This window comes from Maribacter sp. X9 (genome assembly GCF_048537565.1).
Classification (GTDB): domain Bacteria; phylum Bacteroidota; class Bacteroidia; order Flavobacteriales; family Flavobacteriaceae; genus Maribacter.
Window position 1 is genome coordinate 1,195,369 of the sequence record NZ_CP183215.1, and the last position, 19,287, is coordinate 1,214,655.

Sequence of the window (19,287 nt, forward strand, 5' to 3'; positions counted from 1 at the left end):
GCAGTAGGGGTTATTTTAGTTGAAATTCGGGTTGTCTGGCCAAATATTGAAGTAATAGGTAAACCTGAAAAGGAGCTTGTGGCCATGTTGCCAAGGTCCAAGATTCCTGATTTCCACCTTCATAATAGACATCCTCGACATCACTTCGAAAAATTGCGAAAGCCTTTTCGTATTCGGTTTCGTCTAAAAGTCCTTTGGGGAGCATGAAATTAACTATCAACCGCGCCACCACATCGGGGTTGGAGCTTGTTAAGCCTACATTGCCGGTAATATCTAGCCCCAAAGTTCGAAATTGTTCATTATCGGCCGTATAAAAGTTTTCCAAAATACTTTCAATGGAAAGCCAACGCCCTATCATAAAATTGGTATTGATCCAAGTTCTGTTGCGTTGCCACCCGGCAACGTCAATAGGATCGAATATTTCCTGACTTAACATTCCCGCATAATTGACCATTTCGGCGACGTTGTTATCGGTATAGTTAAAACCAGTTTCCTTTAAGGTGTTAAAGTAAAAGTCTACTGGACTTTTAATGATTACACCAATGGCTTCCTCGTCAAAGAAATGCTGACTCTTAAAGAGTTGCCTTAAGACTGGGGCTATTTCAAAGTTATTGGATACAAAGGTCGCCGCCAAACCATCGATAACGGTTTGGGCATTATTTGCTTCATCTTTTGAATCTGGATGCACGAAGAATTCATAAAGTTTTCTGCAGATAAATTCGGCAATTTCAGTAGGTCTTTGGGCAAAAAGGATATCGATAACATCGTCGTACCCCCAAGTGCCTGTTTGTCCTAAAATGGTTTTGGAACCGGCATCATGCTTACTTGCATCAAAAGTTACCGGGCTACAACCTACTTCTCCTCGTTCTACATAACCGCTTAAGGCTCTAGCGGTTTCGATTATATCTTCTTCCGTATAACCGTTGCCTTCGCCCAAAGTGAAAAGCTCGTAGAGTTCCCTACCATAGTTTTCGTTGGGATTGTTACCGTTGTTGAATACCCCATCTAAATAATACAACATGGCATTGGTCAAACCTATTTCACTGACGAAGGTTTTGAAATTACCGAGTGAATTACGCTGTAGACAATCAATGTATTCATATAAATAAGCGTTGCAATTGTAGACATCCAATTCCGTTACAAAGTGATTGCTCCAAAAGAAACTTAACCGATCCCTGAGGTTGTTGTTCAATAAAGAATTCGCATACGAAAGTTGGAACTCTGACTTTTGCTGATTCTGTAGTTGTCTTCTGGCGTCGTCGTCTTCTGGATAATTGGCGTTGGTCCAATTGGCCCATGTTGGTGCTGCAATAGGGCGCATGTTAATAGCTTGGTCAACCAAACTGTCTACCAGGGTGCCTACATTTTGGCCGATTGCTTGTTTAATAGTACTGACCGAGGCACTAAACCCTAATCTTCTATATAAGTGCGATGCCCGTAATTGGTCTAACGGATTTGTGTACGGTGCAAGACTAGAAGTATTACAATTAATGAAATATTCCATAATCTTAAAATAGGCATTTGTATTACGTTCTAAGAGTTGGGGTTTCTATTCAAAACGTTTCGAAATTTGGTATAGTATTCTAAACCAGCTATTTTCGATTCTTTAATTTCCAAATAACGAGATTAAATTTTATAAAAACGCTGAAAGGCCTTTATTTTCGACGAACTGCGTATTGAGAAAATAGTATTATGGGAAAACATAATGAATTTGGGAAAGAAGGTGAGCAATTGGCAGTAGACCATTTAATAAAAAACGGATACAGTATCAAGTATAGAAATTACCGATATCTACAGGCTGAAATCGATGTTATAGCTCAAAAGGGCCCTACGTTGGCTATTGTGGAAGTAAGATCCAGAAGTTCTGATTATATAGAGCCCATTGCAGAAACCGTAACTCCTAAGAAGATTAAACTTTTGGTCATGGCCGCCGATCATTATGTTACCGATAATGAGATGGATGTTGAGGTGCGTTTTGATATTATTACCATACTTAAAAATAAAACTCGATTTGAGTTGGAGCATCTTGAGGCGGCCTTCTATCACTTCTGAGTAATCTACTAATGCAGTAGATTTATATGAAAACATTTTGTTTTATTTGTAACAAGTTGTTATATTTGTGCAATAACCAATAAGTGTAATGAAAACAATATCATCAGTCGTAGAAGAATACATTAAGAAAAAACCATTTTTGCAAAGTGCTCTGGCACAAGGAATCATCAACCTCACTTCTTTATCGAGAATAGTAAAACCAGAGATTGAACACGAATTAGGAAAGGATATCCGTAATGGGGCTATCGTTATGGCCCTAAAGAGATTGTCAGACGATTTAGAATTCAGGGCCACCCACAAGATTTTAAAGGTTCTAAAGAACATAGGGGAAATCACGGTACGTTCTTCTTTGACCGATTATACGTTTTTGGCTTCTGATAAAATATTGGTGCATCAAGCTAAATTATTAGAGGAAATCAATAATAACCAAGATGTGTTCTATACCTCAAGTCGTGGTGTGAACGAGATAAACATTGTTATCAGCAATGTAATGGACAAGACGGTTGAAAAATTGTTCAAGGAAGAAAAATGCACCCAAAAGGCAGAGGATCTTTCATCGATTACGGTGAAATTACCGGCTGAAAATGTTTCTGTACCCGGGATTTACTATTTTATATTTCAGCGTCTGGCTTGGGAAGGAATCGTACTTTATGAAGTAATTTCTACAACAAACGAATTCACCATTTTGGTAAATGACGAGCAAGTAGATATGGCCTTTAAAACGATTAAGGATTTAAAATCCCTTTAATTTTCCAAGAATTCGACCACCTCTTTATCACTATCGGGTTTTGCAATAAAACGCTTTTCACTATCCAAGATAAAATAGGTCGGTGTCTTATGAATGTTAAAGATAGGTACGTACTCACTATTCCATTTTTTAAGTGATATTCCATGCGTGAAATTCGGTAATGTAGCAGATACTTTTTCCCAATTCTGTTTTTCATCCTCAAGGCCAATTGCCAGTACTTTGACGTTTTTAAAGTTTTTAAGCTCCTTGTGCAGCGCAGGTACTTCTTTTAAGCAATGCGAGCAGGTACTGCTCCAAAATATAATCAGGTAGCAATCAGCATTCTCCATACTTGAAAGCGAATGTTTTTTTCCATTGCTTTCCCAAACAATTTCAGGTGATTTTGCTCCAATTCGTAGTCGGGCCGCAGATTCAATATCATTGACCAGTTTTTGGTTTCCATTCGCAAGTGCCAATTTCTTTAAATGGTTGTCGAAAATATAATCTTCCACACTGGGCATGGTGTTTACTCCGGCTATTTTCCATAATTGGTAGAATGTTCTCATTTGAAAACCCGCAGGGGTAGTCTTTAGTTTTTCGGAAACTGTTTTTATGTTTTTATTCACCTCCAAGGCTAATTGCTCTTTGGTCTTAATACCGGTTGGTAATGCCGAGAATACGTAATTTGAAATTTTATCCGTTAGAAAATTCGAGCCTTGAAGTATGGGATTGTTTAGATCAACATTGTCAAAATGATGTTGTTTTTTATGGTTCAAAAATTCTTCCAAAGTTTGATAGTCTTTTGGTAGATAGCTTCTGTTGGATTTTATGAATTGATGTGCGATGCTGTTCACATGGTCTTCTTCGTAGTGCTTCTGAATATCCTTTAATTCTTGAATTAGGGATGTATATTGTTTTCCCGCGCTTCCATCGTTTTCATAAAATTCCATCAATTTCTCTTGGGCGGCATCTATTTTTGTAAAATACTCGTGGAACCATTTATTCTCTTCAGAATTAGTAATGGTCAATCCTTCCTGTATGTTGAAATTAAATTTAACATGCTCTTTTTTATCGTAAATAATATCGATATAAAATTCGTCTTGTGGAACGGCATACACCAAGCGATACATTCCCGCTTGGGCGGTAACCGGCATTTGTATGGCAAAAGAACCGTCTTTTATTGTGGTATCTGCAACATACCTTTCGCCACCCGGTGTTAGTTCATAAGCAATCAACCATTTAAAATCTTTTGGCGGTGCAAAATTACCCGAAATGGAACCTTGGGCTTGTAAAACAATAGTAATTAGGAAGATGTATACAATAAGAAATGACTTCATAAAAAAATAATTATCGTAACAATTAAGGTTTGCTACTGTAAAGTAATAACTTTCTTTTGGCCTATGGAAGTGGCGGTTGTTAACTTTGAATTAAAAAGGGTCCGTACTTTATTCTAATCGGTGCCTTTTTTGTTTCCCTTGGCACTCTTATGAGGCACATAGAAGCTAGTGGATAATAAACTTCTTATAGTTCTCGGCTAAGGCCCATATAGTCCAACGCTTCCATGATCAAGAACACTTCCTTTTCATGAACTAATCCATCTGAAAGCGCAACTTCTTCTAAGAGGTTGGCTAAGAGTTTCTTTTTTTCAAAACTCATTGTCGCTAGAATTTCTAATGCTTCTATCTTTTTTAAATTTCTAGCCTGTCCAATAAACAATGCATCAAAACTAAAGCGATCCATCAATTGGGTGAGGAGATTCATTTCTTCTGAAGCAACTTTACTATCGGCCAGAATAACATAGTCTACCATTTTGACCATGGCCAATTTTTCCTCTTTCGTAAATTCCATCTTTTTATTCGGATTCTTCACCGATACCAATATTGATGAAAGTATCAATAATCAATGTCATCTCTTTTTTGTGAACGGTGCCATCTGACATGGCCACTTCATCTAATATTTCGGCGAGTGCCTTTTTTTGCTCATGCGGCATGTTATAGAGGGTAACAATGGCATCGTCGTATTCTAATTCTTTTGCCTGATTTAAGAAAGCTTCGTCAAAGCCAATACTTTTCTTCAGCTTATCCAATACTTCCAGTTCACTAGGATGTATCTTTCCATCTACTTTGATGACATCATAAATCATTTTTACAAAAGCCAATTTCACAGAATCTTCAAACTTCATACCTTACATTTTAGAGGGTGAAAGATAAGGAAATTGGCTTGAATACCTACGGTCATTTGATAATCGATTGCTCAACTTTCTTGAGAACATTCAACACGTAAAAGCTGTTCGTTCATTCAAATGGGTAAGGCCCATAGACGGCATCCCTAAACTGTTTATGTAGTCCAATTTGATCGTATGGAAATAGTTGCACGAACATAACCGCGGTCAATTCATTTACGGGATCAACCCAGAACAAGGTACTGGCGGCACCGTCCCAATAGAATTCCCCAACCGTTCCATTATTTTCTTCTGGAGTTTTGGGTGGTGCAACTCGTACAGCAAAGTCGATTCCAAAACCTACTTGTCCTTTGGTAGGCAGCCAAGAACGCTCGGTGATACTATCGGCCAATTGGTTGGTCGCCATTAATTTAACGGTCTCGGGTTTTAAAATTTGTACGGAGTCCAAACTACCTTCATGCACTAGCATTTGCGCAAAACGCATGTAATTGTCTAACGTTGAGGTCAATCCAGATCCTCCACGAGTCAATGGCCAATGCTCTGTGTAATTACTGTAGGTGATGGAATCCTGAACAAGTTCACCCTCGCCGGTTCGAATATATAGTTTCGCAAAACGATCGCGGTCTTCCTCGGGAATATAATAGCGGGTTTCTTCCATTTTCAGTGGATCAAGCACATGGGATCTTACATAATCGCTGTAAGGTACACCGGAAATACGCTCAACCAAAAGCGCTTGCACATCTACGCTGGGCCCATACTCCCATTGGGTGCCGGGCTGAAACCATAGCGGTACGTTGGCCATTTTTTCCGCCATTTGTGTCAAGGTGTTTTCTCGGTTCATGGCATCGGCCTCTTCGAGCATTTCGCTAAGACCAGGAATATCGGCCCTGTTGGGAAATCCCGCTGTATGACGGGTTACATCTCTAATGGTGACAGGCCTATCCAAAGGCTCTGTTAGTACTTTTCCATTTTTGTCGACCCCCGTATAAACGGTCATATTTGAAAATTCTGGAATGTACATCGAAATAGGATCATCCAGCTTAAATTTTCCTTCTTCATACAACGTCATTAAGGCAGTGCCGGTAATCGGTTTCGTCATCGAATAAATTTGAACAATCGTATTTCGAGTCATTGGTTTTTGTGCCTCTTTATCCGCAAAACCGAAAGCATTATAGTAAACTTCCTTTCCTTGCTCAAAAATCAGGGCCGAAACGCCGGCGATATTATTGGCATCCACAAAACTTTGAAGCACGGAATCAATTCTGGCTTTTGCTGTTTCGGTTACAATGAGGGGTTCTTCAGCTATTTTTTCTTCGGGACTTTCTTTGCAGGAAGAAATAATGAAAAGCAATACGAATAAGAGTGACAGTTTTTTCATAATGGTTTAAAATGTTTTCCCTTTAAAAGTACTGAAATTTAATCGATTAACGGTCGCTATTTATTGGCCAGGCCAAGTACCTGGTCCCAAATTTTTGCATTGACGGTAATGCCCTCTTTTAGGTTTTTTGCACGGGTAGTCAAAGTACGTTCCCCAGGATAGAACGTTCGACCTCCTTCGTTCATAGGCTCCACGTCATGGGTGTACTGAATTATTTCCTCAAGTAGTCTTTCCTGTAATTCGCCATCTTCATAAATACTGGGGTCGATACAAAGAAATACCTGTGATAATGAAGTTTCGCTATGCTTAAGTCCGATTTTATAGGTAGAATTTCCTGCGGATAAAAGTGTTGCCAACATGTCCAAGACAATTGATAGGGCAGAACCCTTCCAATACCCTACGGGCAGGGCACGGCCAGATTTCCGGATCAGTTCAGGATTTTTACTTAATTTATTTTCTTGGTCCCAGCCCCCATGAAAAGGGAGCTGTTCATTTTTTAATTGCAGACTTTCCATCTTTCCAAAAGAAAATTGGCTAAGTGCCATGTCCAAAACCACATGACCCTCTTTTCGAGGTATGCCGATCACCAAAGGATTGTTACCGATGCGATTGTCTCGACCACCCCACGCTGGCATATTCGGCATCGTGTTCGTGAACATGATGGAGATGCAACCTTTTTCGGCAGCTTGCCAACCATAGGTGCCACCCCGCATCCAATGATTGGTGTTTCGTAAGGCGACCAGACCCATACCGTATTCGTTGGCCAATGCAATTGCCCTTTTCGTACATTGGGTTGCATTGAGTACTCCTGAAGCTAAATTTCCGTCCCAGCGTTCCATGCTTCCCATTTCCGCTAATTTTTCTGCTGCGGTATCAATTTTCACAAAGCCTTTGCTTACGTACTCTAAAAATATAGGTACCCGATTGATACCGTGTGAACTGACTCCGTCCAAGGTGCTTTCTGTATGGATTTTTGCCAGTAATTGAGCTTGTTCTTCTGGAAAGGAATAACGCTGGAAAAGTGTTTCCAAAACGTGTTGCATTTCTTGAAAGGGAATTTTTAGTTCGTTCATAACGTCGTATTTAAAGGTGTCGTTAATTGCCCCTCAAGTTACGAGAAGTTGTGGATTTCTTTTGAATCTAAGAATTTTCCTTTTTAGTTTTCTTATAAATGAATTCCATCAAAAAACAAATAAATACGATGGATAACGATACGATTACACCGGTTCGATTAGCCGAAAACTGTTGGATGACCAATACGATACTGGCCACCAAACACAACAAGAAACCAGCGAAAGTGATGGATTTTTTGGCATTTACTTTATCCGATAATCTATAGGCGCTATAATTGACCAGTGCAAAAATGATAAGAAAGCCCACACTGCCCGAGGTAGAAATACTTTCTAAATTCAGGGTATTTACTAAAAGTAAGGTAAGCGCGGCAGTGATTACCAAACCTATTGGTTGGTTCCAAAATTGACTGGTAAGTTCATGGGGGAGTTCGTCATCTTCCGCAATTTCATAACTTACCCTACTGCCTCCGTATAGAGAGGCGTTGATGGCGGAGAAGGTGGAAATTAGGGCCGCAACCGTCATAACGGTAAACCCCACCTGCCCTAACATGGGTTTTGCAGCCTCTGCCAATACATAATCTTGTGCATCTGATATTTTTGAAAACGAAAGGGAGCCAATAGTAACGGCCGAAATGATCATATAGAGCACAATGACGAAAAGTACCGACCAGTAATAGGCCCTTGGTATATTTTTCTTCGGGTCGATAATGTCCGATGCCGAATTGGCAATGAGTTCAAAGCCTTCATAGGCCACAAAAATGACCATTCCTCCTGTTAATAGATTGATGGGGCCTTCCCAGTGGGAGAGCTTGAAATTTTCGAGATTGGGGTTACCTATCAACCCGTAAGTTCCTACCCCGATAAAACCTATCAGAATGATTAATTTGATGATCACGGCATAGGATTCAATTTTACTGACTACGGTAATGCTATAATAATTGATACCCGTAGCCAAAAGGATGATAGCGCTTGAATAAATATGCGAATCGATGGTAGTACTGCCTGTAATGGAAAAAAGGTTGGGAGCGTAGGATCCAAAAGCTGATGAATATAATCCCAGCATGATGATGTAGCTGATCCAGAGTAGGTTATTGAGTCCGCCGCTGAAAACATTTTTCCCAAGACCTTCATTGATAAACTTCACCGTACCCCCTCGGTCTGGGTACACCAAAGACATTTTCACGTAACTGTAAGAGGTTAAAAGTGCCAGTATGCCACCAATGAGAAAAGCAACCGGTGTTCCTCCCTGTGCAAGTGAAACGGCCAATCCTAGAACAGCAAAAATACCACCGCCGACCATACCGCCAATACCAATCGACATTGCTTCCTTAAGACCGATTTTATCACTCATGCTGTTTAGTTAATTTGTTCCGATAGATGAAATTACATGTTTAATAACCTCTAATTCCTTTTCGTGAACAAAACCATCGGAAATGGCTATGTCTTCCAAAATCTTGACTAACCTATTCTTCTTCTCATTTGACATATCTTTAAGTAGGCCAATGCTATTTTCCGTATTCAAATTACGGGCCTGTAGTAGAAAATTAGTATCAAAATCAATCACTTCCATCAATTCACTAAAGGCATTTATCTCGCCTTCATGAACTTCACCATCGGCCATAATGACGGAATCTACCAAGTTGACAATGGCGAGTTTTTCAGAAATTTCGAAATTCATTTTTAAGCCGGTTCTTTTTGTTTTATTTCAAAAGGTTGCATGGCCAATAACGCCCTATCCACCGATCGTATATTTTCGAATACCAATAATAAGCGAAGTCCATTTCGGGTCTGTTTTTCCTTTATTTTACATTGTTGTGCATGCGATTGTACATATTGCAATACTCTGGTAAAACGTTCGGTCTGATAGAAAGCCGATTGTTGGTCACTAATAAAATAGCCGATCATTTTCCCTAGTTTCATGACGATCTTCTCCAAACCGATACTATTGGCGATCCACTTTATACGAACGGAATTCATTAAATCCTGCGCTTCATCGGGTAGCTCCCCAAAACGGTCTACCAATTGTCCCTCGAATTTTTGAAGGGCTTCTTCGTCCTTCACTTGGTTCAAGTCGGTATATAGGGTTAACCTTTCCGTAATATTGTTGATGTAATCATCGGGGAAGAGCAGCTCAAAATCAGCGTCGATTTGAGTTTCCTTTACGAATACTTTTTCGTGCGGACCTTCAACTTCATCGTAAAGGTCTTTGAATTCATTTTCCTTAAGCTCATCAATGGCTTCGGCCAATATTTTCTGATAGGTTTCAAACCCAATTTCATTAATGAAACCGCTTTGTTCACCGCCCAATAGATCTCCCGCACCACGAATTTCCAAATCCTTCATGGCAATATTGAAACCACTGCCCAGTTCGGTGAATTGCTCCAACGCTTCGATTCGTTTGCGGGCATCGGAGGTCATGACATCATACGGGGGGGTAATAAAATAGCAGAATGCCTTTTTGTTGCCCCGGCCCACACGACCACGCATTTGGTGTAAATCGCTCAATCCAAAATTATTGGCATTGTTGATGAAAATGGTGTTGGCATTGGTGACATCTAAGCCGCTTTCGACAATAGTGGTGGACACCAATACATCGAATTCACTGTTCATGAAACCAAGCATCAGTGCTTCCAATTTTTTACCTTCCATCTGTCCATGGCCAATACCTACTTTGGCATCGGGTACCAGGCGTTGGATCATCCCGGCGACCTCCTTTATGTTCTCGATACGGTTATGGATGAAGAATATCTGTCCGCCACGCTCAATTTCATAACTCACTGCGTCGCGAATGGCTTCCTCATTAAAACGGATCACCTGACTCTCGATTGGGTATCTATTGGGGGGTGCCGTGGTAATGGTAGATAAGTCTCTCGCGGCCATTAAACTAAATTGCAGGGTACGCGGAATAGGGGTTGCCGTTAGGGTCAAGACATCCACATTTTCTTTGATCGATTTTAATTTGTCCTTTACCGCTACGCCAAATTTCTGTTCCTCATCAACGATCAACAGCCCCAGATCCTTGAACTTTACATTTTTGTTGACGAGTTGGTGGGTACCGATGATGATATCCACTTTGCCGGCCTCTAGGTTCTGCAAGGTTTCTTTTTTCTCTTTAGCGGTACGGAAACGGTTCAGATAATCTACGGTTACCGGCATATCCTTTAATCGTTCTGAAAAGGTGCGGTGGTGCTGAAAGGCCAATATGGTCGTGGGTACCAGCACCGCGACTTGTTTGCCGTTATCGACCGCTTTGAAAGCGGCACGTATGGCCACCTCCGTCTTACCAAAACCAACATCCCCACAGATGAGTCGGTCCATGGGTCGTTCGCTTTCCATGTCCTTTTTTACATCTTCTGTGGCAGAACTTTGATCGGGGGTGTCCTCGTAAATGAAAGAAGCCTCCAGTTCGTTTTGCAAATAACTATCGGGACTGTATTGAAAGCCTTTTTCCAGTCTTCGCTTCGCGTACACTTTAATTAGGTCAAAAGCGATTTTCTTAACGCGGTTCTTGGTCTTGTCCTTGATTTTTTTCCAGGCACCAGAACCTAATTTGTAGATTTTCGGTTCCGCTCCATCCTTGCCATTAAACTTGGAAATTTTATGTAGGGAATGAATGCTAACATATAAGATATCCCGCTCGCCATACATCAATTTGATGGCTTCCTGTTTTTTACCGTCCACATCGATTTTCTGTAACCCGCCAAATTTACCGATGCCATGGTCAATGTGGGTGACATAATCCCCAATTTCCAATTTGTTCAATTCCTTTAAGGTAATCGCCTGCTTTTTGGCATAACCGTTCTTTACGTGGAATTTATGGTAGCGCTCAAAGATTTGATGATCGGTATAACAGACCAATTTTTGTTCATCATCCACAAACCCTTGGAATAATGGGAAGACTAAGGTCTGATAATGAACATGTTCATTAACCTCCTCAAAAATGGCATGAAAACGTTTGGCCTGCTGCTCACTGGCGCAAAACATATAATTGGTATAGCCTTTCTCCTTATAAGCGTTGAGATTTTCAATAAGAAGGTCGAACTTTTTATTGAAGGAAGGCTGTGGTTTTGTGTTAAAGGAAATGGTATCAGAATCGTCTCGTTGAGAATCTAGGGTTATCAATAGAAAATCCGATAGATGCTTTTTAAACTCCGCCCCGCCCATGAATAATTCCTCGGGTTCTGCATGTTTAATATCCTTGGAAAGTTTTGAAAAAGCTTCTTTCGCCTTCCCGAAGAAATCGTCTAAGCGGTCAAACAGCAAGTCGGTATTTTTAGAAAAGACCAACGTCTTGTCGGCCACATAGCTTAAAAAGCTTTGCCGTTTTTCCACCAAAAACTTATTGGCCATATTAGGCACAATGGTGATGGATTTCACTTTTTCCTTAGACAGTTGCGTTTCTACATCAAAAGTTCTGATACTGTCTATCTCATCCCCAAAAAACTCCAAGCGGTAAGGCTCGTCATGGGAAAAGGAATATACATCTACGATACCACCGCGTACCGAAAATTCTCCGGGCTCCGTCACAAAATCTACGCGTTTGAATTGATATTCAAACAGCACTTCGTTCAGGAAATCCAAAGAAAGCGAATCTCCCAATTTCATTTTCAGGGTATTCTTGTCGAGTTCCTTACGGGTGACCACTTTTTCAAAAAGGGCATCGGGGTAGGTGACGATGATGGCAGGCTTTTTTCTGGAATTGATACGGTTCAACACCTCGGCACGTAAAAGTACATTGGCGTTGTCCGTTTCCTCGATTTGATACGGTCTACGGTAACTTCCCGGATAAAACAACACATCGTTTTCACCGACCAATCGCTCCAAATCGTTCAAATAATAGGCAGCTTCTTCCTTATCATTGAAAATTGCTAGAAAAGGCCTGTCCTCTTTTTTGAAAATACTGGCCAAAACAAAGGATAAAGAAGACCCGGTAAGTCCTTTTAGAGGTATTTTTTTAGAGGCCGATGCCTGAGCTTGAGCAATAGCTTGCTGCAGTTTTCCGGTTTGGGAAGACTGATCGTACCGTTGTTGGATAGAAGAATGACTCAACAGTTAAAATATTTCTGCAAAGATAATGATACCTGAGTAACCGATACGATTCATTTTTATCGAATATGAGGTAGGGTTTGACTCAAAATTTATGGAAATTGGTAGTTACGAAAAAAAATGAATAAGAACGATGGATTTACAACTGAAGAATAAAAAAGTATTGGTAACAGGTTCTACGAAAGGAATAGGTAGGGCAATCGCAGAAACCTTATTGCGTGAAGGAGCTGAGGTAATTATTAATGGCCGAAGTGCAAAAAGTGTGGAAGAGGCTCTTTGTGAAATCAACAAGAATATAAATGCGGCAAAGGTTTCTGGTGTTCCTTGCGATTTTTCCAATCCGAACGATATAGATAAATTAATACAAGCAGCCGGAGAAATAGATATACTGATCAATAATGTGGGCATTTTTGAACCGAAACAATTTTTAGATATCCCCGATGAAGATTGGCAGCGATTCTTTGATTTGAACGTGATGAGTGGCATACGGCTATCAAGAGCTTTTTTACCGCATATGTTGAAACAGGATTGGGGCCGTATTATTTTCATTTCCAGCGAAAGTGGAATCAACATTCCCGAAGAAATGGTGCATTATGGTATGACGAAAACAGCACAGTTGGCCATCTCTAGGGGAATTGCAGAAACTACCAAAGGAACTAAGGTGACAGTCAATTCCGTTTTACCCGGACCCACATTATCCGAAGGCGTAAAGGAATTTGCAGGTATTGGCGAAGACCAGTCACAAGAAGAAGTGGAAAACCAATTTTTTAAAACAGAAAGACCTACTTCTTTAATTCAGCGATTTGCGACTACCCAAGAAGTGGCCAATATGGTAACCTATGTGGCAAGTCCGTTATCCTCAGCTACGAATGGCGCCGCGCTAAAAGTAGATGGAGGTGTAGTTAAAACAGCATTTTAAATGAAGGCTAAAAAATTCGATGTTTTTGTAATCGGCAGCGGTAGTGCCGGTCAAACCGTGGCCAAGACCTGTATACAAGCGGGTAAAAAAGTAGCGATTGCCGATAATCGTGAATTCGGTGGAACCTGCGCCAATAGAGGCTGTGATCCAAAAAAAATTTTATTGGGGGCTACCGAAGCGTTTGAATTTAACCAGAATTTAAGAGGAAAGGGAATCGCCAGAGATACCAAAATTGATTGGAAGCAATTGCAGAAGTTCAAAAGCAATTATACAGATAGTGTTCCTCCTAGCACAGAAAAATCTTTGAAGGAGATGGGGCTCAAATTATACCATCAATCCCCCAAATTTGTTGATGAGCAGACCCTCTCGGTGGAAGGTAAACTGGTGAGGGCGGCCCAAATCGTCATCGCAACCGGTCAAATTCCAAGAACCCTTTCGATATCCGGCGAAAAGCACTTGAAGGTCAGTGATGACTTCCTGAACCTAAAAAAGCTTCCGAAAAGTATAGTGTTCCTAGGCGCAGGTTATATTGGAATGGAGTTTGCCCATATGGCCGCCAGGGCCGGGGCAAAAGTTACGGTTATGGATATGGGCAAACGACCTTTAAAGCATTTTGATGCCGATTTGGTCAAGGAATTGACCAAGTATTCTGAGGCATTGGGGATAAAATTTATCTTTGGTGCGGAACCTACCTCCCTAAAAAAGAAACGAAAACGATACAAACTATCCTACGAGGAAAAAGGGTCTAAAAAAGAACTTACGGCCCATGCTATTTTTAATACGGCCGGGAGGGTTCCGGCGTTGGCTGAACTGGATTTGGAAAAAGGAAATGTAGCGTATAATGAAGTTGGGGTGGAAACCAATAGTTTTTTACAAAGCACAAGTAATCCGAGAGTCTACGCTTGCGGTGATGTGTCGGACAAAGATGTGCCTTTGACACCATTATCGGGCCGTCAAGGTTATGTGGTTTCGGAGAATATTTTGAATGGAAACAAGAAAGAACTTGTAGTACCCGTTATTCCATCCGTGGTATTTACACTTCCAAATTTGGCAACGGTAGGCTATTCTGAGGAAGAGGCCAGAAATCGCTATAAGAATATAAGGGTAAACTTTAGCATTACGCCAGATTGGTTCAATGCCAAACGCATCAATGCCCCTTTATACGCCCATAAAATTATTCTGAACGATAGGACCGGAGAGATTGTAGGAGCCCATTTGTTAGGGCCTGAAGCTGCGGAAACCATTAATATTTTTACCATGGCCATAAATAGCAAAATGACCGATAAGGATATCAAATCGACCATATTTTCCTATCCCTCCTGGGCAAACGATGTGAAAAGTATGGTTTAGGATTTTTGTGCCAATCGTTCCTGCAGTTTCTTCCCGGGATTGGTCGCTCTGTTTTTATAGCCATGTATGGAAACGGCAATGAACAGGATTACGACGCCAGCTAATGCGGTATAGGCAATGGAATTGTAGGAATCTTGATGCCTGATGTAAATAGCGAACAGTGCCCAAATGCCAACGCCGGCAAATTCGCGCATATTCCGTTTCCATATCATCGCTAAGTTGAGCAGCACTGCAATGACGATCATGACAATCGTCCAAGAAACTTCCGAAAAGGGTCCGCCATCCCAATCCAATTTTGCCAAATAGGCCGAAATATTGGCTATGGTGGCAACGGCTATCCATCCACTATATAAGCAAATGGGCCACCACACAAAAGCAATCGTAGCTATAGGTGCATCCCAGCGCTCCATATTCGTATTCAGGATTACTTTAATTAGGGAAAATAAGATTCCCAACATAATGATGACGGATAACCCCGTGAAGTCATAGACGAAAGCGAACACCCAACAGCAATTCAAGACATTGGCCAAAGCGAACCAGTAACCGGTCTGTTCAATGAACGGACTTTCTTTTTTGCTGAAGCACGCCCTGTGCACTTGAAAGATGCCGTAGGCGACTAACGCTAAAAAAATAACTCCCCAAATGGCAAAAGCGTAGCTCGCCGGGGTAAAAAGATTTTCATATCTAGCACTGATCTCACCAATGGTGGTGTTATTAAACGAAACAGCCTGTGAAATGTAGTTCACGGCGATGGCCAAAATAACGGAGGCCAAATTAAGAACAGCCAATCTTTTCTTCATACACTAAAGCTAGTGGGATTGTTTTAATCTTTCATGCTTTTTTAAAAAAGAAACGAACTATTTTCGGTATGAACGTCTCTTTTTAACCTCCTTGATCGGTACGGGCAGTACGGCATCTCCTAAAAGTGCAAAAACTTCACAGCCCTCACAAGGTTCTAAGGTGTAGGCGCCCGTAAATTCCCCAAACGCAGGAAGTATCATTTGCTGATGGGTTTTGTAAAAGCAAGGTAACCGCACGGACTGCCGACCCAAACCGGTCAACCGAATCGCCGGATGAATATGGCCCGAAAAATTGAAAAGTCCATCACGTTCCTCCGGATGGTGGGTCATTAAAAAGGAAGCGACGATTAATTCCGGGAGTACCGCTATTCCCATTTCTTCATATTTCAACGGGGAAATGATATCATGGTTTCCACTGATCAAGAGGATTTTGGCCGATGTTCCTTTGACCCAATGCTCGAACAATTCCCATTCGCTGTTGAGGGAAGAGTGGAACAGGTCGCCAAGGAATACGATGGACTTGGGTTTGAAAAAGTCCACCACTTCGTTCAAGGCATCAAAGTTTTTCTGCACGGCTTGTTGCGGAACCGCAGCCCCATATTTACGAAAATGGGAAACCTTGCCCAAATGCACATCGCTAATGATCAGCATCGATTGCTCGTCCCAAAACAGGACGCCGCTATAGTACATTTTGAAATTTTGCTCCAAGATGTGGATGGAATGGGTCATGTTGCAAAATTACGGGAAACAGTTAGGTTATGGAATGGTTCGGATGTTTAAAACTAGTTTGTCACTTCGAGTTAATTTCAAGGCACGAAGAAATTAGTATCGAGAAGCTTCGCGTGTTCCAAAGAGTTCTCGATACAATGTATTTTTTTCGTTTTACTCCAAGAATAAATCACTCGAACTGACTTTGTATTTTTATTTCGATAATAGAATTTAAAGTCGAGTTGTCACTTCGAGTGTTTTCATTAAAGCGTTAGCGGAAATGAAAATGTATCGAGAAGCCTCGCGAGTTCCAAAGAGTTCTCAATGCAATTTATTATTTCATTTACTCCAAGAATAAATCACTCGAACTGACAGTGTACTTTTATATTAATAATAGAATTTAAAGTCGTGTTGTCACTTCGAGTGTTTTCATTGAAGCGTTAGCGGAAATGAAAATGTATCGAGAAGCCTTGCGAGTTCCAAAGGGTTCTCAATGCAATGTATTCTTTTCGTTTTCTTCCAAAATGCCCCCTTTGGAGGCTAGGAGCTCTTATTTCTTCATCAACAGCGCCGCCATTTTCTTGATACGATCTTCTAGTTTTTCACTGGAAAGTTTTTCACGGCTCATACGGTCTGTAATTAAAGGGAAGGAGAAGGGGGTAGCTTTTTCGCATTCCTTCCAAACGATTTTCTGATCCGCTATTCGCTCTAGAGAAAGGCGTAATCTACCTTCCTCCAATTGATGCTCAAAGGTTTCGGTAAAGGCTTGTTGAAACAGTAAATTATCAGGCTCATAATCTCGAAATACATCAAAAAGCAATTGAGAACTGCTTTGCAAATGTTTCATTTTAATAACTTTTTTAGGGTAGCCTGTAAAGACCATACCGCTGATTATGGCCACGTCCCTAAATTTACGTCGTGCCATTTCGGTAGAATTCAAACTTTTTTGAAGGTCGCTCAGCATATAATCGGTAGTGAACAGGTCATTGTCCAATACCTGTTGCATATCGATCGGCTGGTCCGATAATAGCTCGAAACCATAATCGTTAAACGCCAAGGAAAAGGTGATGGGAGTGAGCAAACTGATGCGATAGCCAAAAAGGCTGCCCATGGCCTCATGTACAAAACGCCCTTCGAACGGATAAAAAAGATGATGGCAGCCATCACGCGTCTTAAAAGTTTCAATCAGGAATTCATCGGGATTGGGAACAATGCTCTCCCTACGTTGCCGTTCAAAAAGATGGGCCAACGAACGAATTTCAACGGATTGATTTTCGGGGGATAGATTGGAACTGTAAAGCTCATTTCTAAGTAATTCCGACATTTGAGCGGATAGCGTCAAGCGGCTGCCCATCCAACTGGAAACCTTGTTGGTTTTTTTGGTAGAATTTCTTACTTGAACGGTCATATCCTTCAACCGGATGAACTCTAGATTCCGGCCCGCAAAGGTGAAAACATCGCCTTTGTTCAGTTTGGAAATGAAGAACTCCTCAATGGAGCCAATATAGCCACCTTTTTGATATTTGACCGCCAAATTGACATCGCCCACAATCGTTCCAATTTGGAAGCGGTGCCGCATGGCCACGCCCCTGTTGGTCACTACAAATTTTCCATCGTCCTCAATTTCCACCTTTTTATACTCGTCATAAGACTGTAAGCTTTGACTGCCCATGACCAAAAAATTCAAGAGCCACTGCCACTGCTCCTCACTTACGGCCTGATAACAAAAGGTCTGTTTTATTTCTTGATAGATTTCCTTGGGATAAAATCCGTCAGAAATCGCCAGCGTGGTCAAATATTGCAGTAGTACATCATAACTGTTGAGGTAGGGGAGGCGGTCCTCGACCGTATTTTCCTTGACCGCCTTTTGCAGGGCCGATGCCTCGATGAGTTCGATGGCGTGGGTGGGCAGAAAATGGATGACACTCTCCTTGCCCGGACGGTGGCCACTACGACCTGCACGTTGAAGGAAACGCGCCACCCCTTTTGGTCCGCCAATTTGGATAACGGTTTCTACGGGCGCAAAGTCGACCCCCAAATCGAGACTCGAGGTGCAAACCACCGCTTTCAAACTTTCGTTGCGGATGGCGTTTTCTACCCAAACCCGGGTCTCTTTATTGATACTACCATGATGCACGGCCATTTCGCCGGCATATTCCGGATGCTTTTCCAATATTTTCTGAAACCAGATTTCACATTGACTTCGGGTATTGGTGAATAAAAGCGTTGTTTTGGAATTATTGATGATAGGTATGACCTCTTCCAATAAATGCAACCCCAAATGGCCACGCCAGGGGAAGGTTTCCATTTTTTCAGGAATGATACTCTTGACCGTAATTTTTTTGTTGAGGTTCGCCTTGATCAATATGGAATTTTCCAGGGCTTTGGATTCCGGTCCTAAAAGCACGTCCCTTGCCTGCTCTAAATTACCGATGGTAGCCGATATTCCCCAGATGCGTAAGTCTTTGGAAATGGTTTTGAGTCGCGATAAGGCCAACTCCATCTGTACACCGCGTTTGGTGCCCAACAGTTCATGCCATTCATCGACCACAATGGCAGTACAGTCCTTGAAAATCTTATCATAGCCCTTGGTGGCCAGCAACAGTTGCAGACTTTCTGGGGTGGTGATCAATAGATCGGGCATCTGCTTTTTTTGATGTGCCCTTTCTTTGGTAGAGGTGTCCCCAGAGCGAATGCCTACGGTCATTTGAGTGCCTAGATCTGCTGTGACCCGTTCCGCAGATTGTTTGATTTCTTGGGATAAAGCGCGTAAAGGTGTTATCCAGACCGCCTTTAATCCTTTTTTGTGTTTGGTTCTATACTCCGGATTTTTTCGGATATAATTTAAAACGATGGGAAACCACAAAGCGTACGTTTTACCACTTCCGGTGGGCGCGTTCAACAGGCCATTTTTACCCTGTAGAAAGGCCTTCCAAGTATCTTTTTGGAATTTAAAAGGTTTCCATTGCTGATCTTGGAACCAATTTTCTGCGATATGGAAGAGTTCTTCTCTAGTGGCCATTGCGAGCGAAGCGAAGTTATTTTTCTAGTG

At 41.4% G+C, this 19,287-nt stretch carries 16 protein-coding genes; 4 read left to right on the top strand and 12 right to left on the bottom strand.

Going from position 1 to position 19,287, the window contains the following annotated elements; genetic code table 11:
• Positions 1-10 precede the first annotated feature (10 nt).
• Entirely contained in the window at positions 11-1,504 is a 1,494-nt protein-coding gene (locus ACNR9Q_RS05080) for a DUF1800 domain-containing protein (protein WP_419213531.1), read from the bottom strand.
• A gap of 188 nt (positions 1,505-1,692) precedes the next feature.
• On the opposite strand from ACNR9Q_RS05080, the gene ACNR9Q_RS05085 reads away from it, so the two are divergent.
• Complete coding sequence (locus ACNR9Q_RS05085; protein WP_419213532.1) at positions 1,693-2,052, top strand: YraN family protein; 360 nt, start codon at positions 1,693-1,695, stop codon at positions 2,050-2,052.
• An 88-nt stretch (positions 2,053-2,140) separates the two neighbouring features.
• Positions 2,141-2,800 carry an aspartate kinase gene (locus ACNR9Q_RS05090; protein WP_419213533.1) on the top strand — a complete coding sequence of 220 codons (660 nt, stop codon included), beginning with the start codon at positions 2,141-2,143 and terminating at the stop codon, positions 2,798-2,800.
• On the opposite strand, the gene ACNR9Q_RS05095 is transcribed toward ACNR9Q_RS05090, so the two are convergent.
• The 8 genes from ACNR9Q_RS05095 to mfd form a co-directional block, all read right to left on the bottom strand.
• A complete protein-coding gene (locus ACNR9Q_RS05095) occupies positions 2,797-4,116 on the bottom strand; it encodes a TlpA family protein disulfide reductase (RefSeq protein WP_419213534.1) in 1,320 nt (439 codons plus the stop codon). The genes ACNR9Q_RS05090 and ACNR9Q_RS05095 overlap by 4 nt on opposite strands.
• 184 nt (positions 4,117-4,300) lie before the next feature.
• On the bottom strand, positions 4,301-4,627 hold the full coding sequence (locus ACNR9Q_RS05100; protein ID WP_419213535.1) for a TerB family tellurite resistance protein: 327 nt from the start codon (positions 4,625-4,627) through the stop codon (positions 4,301-4,303).
• A 4-nt stretch (positions 4,628-4,631) separates the two neighbouring features.
• Positions 4,632-4,961, bottom strand: a complete 330-nt coding sequence (locus ACNR9Q_RS05105) for a hypothetical protein (protein ID WP_419213536.1) — start codon at positions 4,959-4,961, stop codon at positions 4,632-4,634.
• A 112-nt stretch (positions 4,962-5,073) separates the two neighbouring features.
• Positions 5,074-6,339: a serine hydrolase domain-containing protein gene (locus ACNR9Q_RS05110; protein ID WP_419213537.1), complete on the bottom strand. Its 1,266-nt coding sequence runs from the start codon at positions 6,337-6,339 to the stop codon at positions 5,074-5,076.
• 56 nt (positions 6,340-6,395) lie between these two features.
• The gene (gene yiaK / locus ACNR9Q_RS05115) at positions 6,396-7,412 is read right to left on the bottom strand and encodes a 3-dehydro-L-gulonate 2-dehydrogenase (protein WP_419213538.1); all 1,017 of its coding nucleotides are present in this window, start codon (positions 7,410-7,412) and stop codon (positions 6,396-6,398) included.
• Positions 7,413-7,479: 67 nt separating this feature from the next.
• Entirely contained in the window at positions 7,480-8,763 is a 1,284-nt protein-coding gene (locus tag ACNR9Q_RS05120) for an APC family permease (RefSeq protein WP_419213539.1), read from the bottom strand.
• A gap of 9 nt (positions 8,764-8,772) precedes the next feature.
• The gene (locus ACNR9Q_RS05125; protein ID WP_419213540.1) at positions 8,773-9,090 is read right to left on the bottom strand and encodes a TerB family tellurite resistance protein; all 318 of its coding nucleotides are present in this window, start codon (positions 9,088-9,090) and stop codon (positions 8,773-8,775) included.
• 2 nt (positions 9,091-9,092) lie between these two features.
• A complete protein-coding gene (gene mfd / locus ACNR9Q_RS05130) occupies positions 9,093-12,461 on the bottom strand; it encodes a transcription-repair coupling factor (protein ID WP_419213541.1) in 3,369 nt (1,122 codons plus the stop codon).
• 130 nt (positions 12,462-12,591) lie between these two features.
• Here mfd and ACNR9Q_RS05135 point away from each other — a divergent pair, with 130 nt between their 5' ends.
• Both ACNR9Q_RS05135 and ACNR9Q_RS05140 read left to right on the top strand, forming a co-directional pair.
• The gene (locus ACNR9Q_RS05135) at positions 12,592-13,377 is read left to right on the top strand and encodes an SDR family NAD(P)-dependent oxidoreductase (RefSeq protein ID WP_419213542.1); all 786 of its coding nucleotides are present in this window, start codon (positions 12,592-12,594) and stop codon (positions 13,375-13,377) included.
• Positions 13,378-14,727, top strand: coding sequence for a dihydrolipoyl dehydrogenase family protein (locus ACNR9Q_RS05140; RefSeq protein WP_419213543.1), 1,350 nt, complete (start codon positions 13,378-13,380; stop codon positions 14,725-14,727).
• On the opposite strand, the gene ACNR9Q_RS05145 is transcribed toward ACNR9Q_RS05140, so the two are convergent.
• The 3 genes from ACNR9Q_RS05145 to ACNR9Q_RS05155 form a co-directional block, all read right to left on the bottom strand.
• A complete protein-coding gene (locus ACNR9Q_RS05145; protein WP_419213544.1) occupies positions 14,724-15,527 on the bottom strand; it encodes a tryptophan-rich sensory protein in 804 nt (267 codons plus the stop codon). The two genes, ACNR9Q_RS05140 and ACNR9Q_RS05145, sit on opposite strands and share 4 nt — an antisense overlap.
• 57 nt (positions 15,528-15,584) lie before the next feature.
• A complete protein-coding gene (gene pdeM / locus ACNR9Q_RS05150) occupies positions 15,585-16,256 on the bottom strand; it encodes a ligase-associated DNA damage response endonuclease PdeM (protein ID WP_419213545.1) in 672 nt (223 codons plus the stop codon).
• A gap of 529 nt (positions 16,257-16,785) precedes the next feature.
• The gene (locus ACNR9Q_RS05155; protein ID WP_419213546.1) at positions 16,786-19,257 is read right to left on the bottom strand and encodes a ligase-associated DNA damage response DEXH box helicase; all 2,472 of its coding nucleotides are present in this window, start codon (positions 19,255-19,257) and stop codon (positions 16,786-16,788) included.
• Positions 19,258-19,287: the final 30 nt, after the last annotated feature.

What these genes read in the sequence shown, in the direction of transcription:
- ACNR9Q_RS05080 (WP_419213531.1), bottom strand. Translation starts at nt 1,504, where the DNA reads ATGGAATATTTCATTAATTGTAATACTTCTAGTCTTGCACCGTACACA.
- ACNR9Q_RS05085 (WP_419213532.1), top strand. Translation starts at nt 1,693, where the DNA reads ATGGGAAAACATAATGAATTTGGGAAAGAAGGTGAGCAATTGGCAGTA.
- ACNR9Q_RS05090 (WP_419213533.1), top strand. Translation starts at nt 2,141, where the DNA reads ATGAAAACAATATCATCAGTCGTAGAAGAATACATTAAGAAAAAACCA.
- ACNR9Q_RS05095 (WP_419213534.1), bottom strand. Translation starts at nt 4,116, where the DNA reads ATGAAGTCATTTCTTATTGTATACATCTTCCTAATTACTATTGTTTTA.
- ACNR9Q_RS05100 (WP_419213535.1), bottom strand. Translation starts at nt 4,627, where the DNA reads ATGGAATTTACGAAAGAGGAAAAATTGGCCATGGTCAAAATGGTAGAC.
- ACNR9Q_RS05105 (WP_419213536.1), bottom strand. Translation starts at nt 4,961, where the DNA reads ATGAAGTTTGAAGATTCTGTGAAATTGGCTTTTGTAAAAATGATTTAT.
- ACNR9Q_RS05110 (WP_419213537.1), bottom strand. Translation starts at nt 6,339, where the DNA reads ATGAAAAAACTGTCACTCTTATTCGTATTGCTTTTCATTATTTCTTCC.
- yiaK (WP_419213538.1), bottom strand. Translation starts at nt 7,412, where the DNA reads ATGAACGAACTAAAAATTCCCTTTCAAGAAATGCAACACGTTTTGGAA.
- ACNR9Q_RS05120 (WP_419213539.1), bottom strand. Translation starts at nt 8,763, where the DNA reads ATGAGTGATAAAATCGGTCTTAAGGAAGCAATGTCGATTGGTATTGGC.
- ACNR9Q_RS05125 (WP_419213540.1), bottom strand. Translation starts at nt 9,090, where the DNA reads ATGAATTTCGAAATTTCTGAAAAACTCGCCATTGTCAACTTGGTAGAT.
- ACNR9Q_RS05135 (WP_419213542.1), top strand. Translation starts at nt 12,592, where the DNA reads ATGGATTTACAACTGAAGAATAAAAAAGTATTGGTAACAGGTTCTACG.
- ACNR9Q_RS05140 (WP_419213543.1), top strand. Translation starts at nt 13,378, where the DNA reads ATGAAGGCTAAAAAATTCGATGTTTTTGTAATCGGCAGCGGTAGTGCC.
- ACNR9Q_RS05145 (WP_419213544.1), bottom strand. Translation starts at nt 15,527, where the DNA reads ATGAAGAAAAGATTGGCTGTTCTTAATTTGGCCTCCGTTATTTTGGCC.
- pdeM (WP_419213545.1), bottom strand. Translation starts at nt 16,256, where the DNA reads ATGACCCATTCCATCCACATCTTGGAGCAAAATTTCAAAATGTACTAT.
- ACNR9Q_RS05155 (WP_419213546.1), bottom strand. Translation starts at nt 19,257, where the DNA reads ATGGCCACTAGAGAAGAACTCTTCCATATCGCAGAAAATTGGTTCCAA.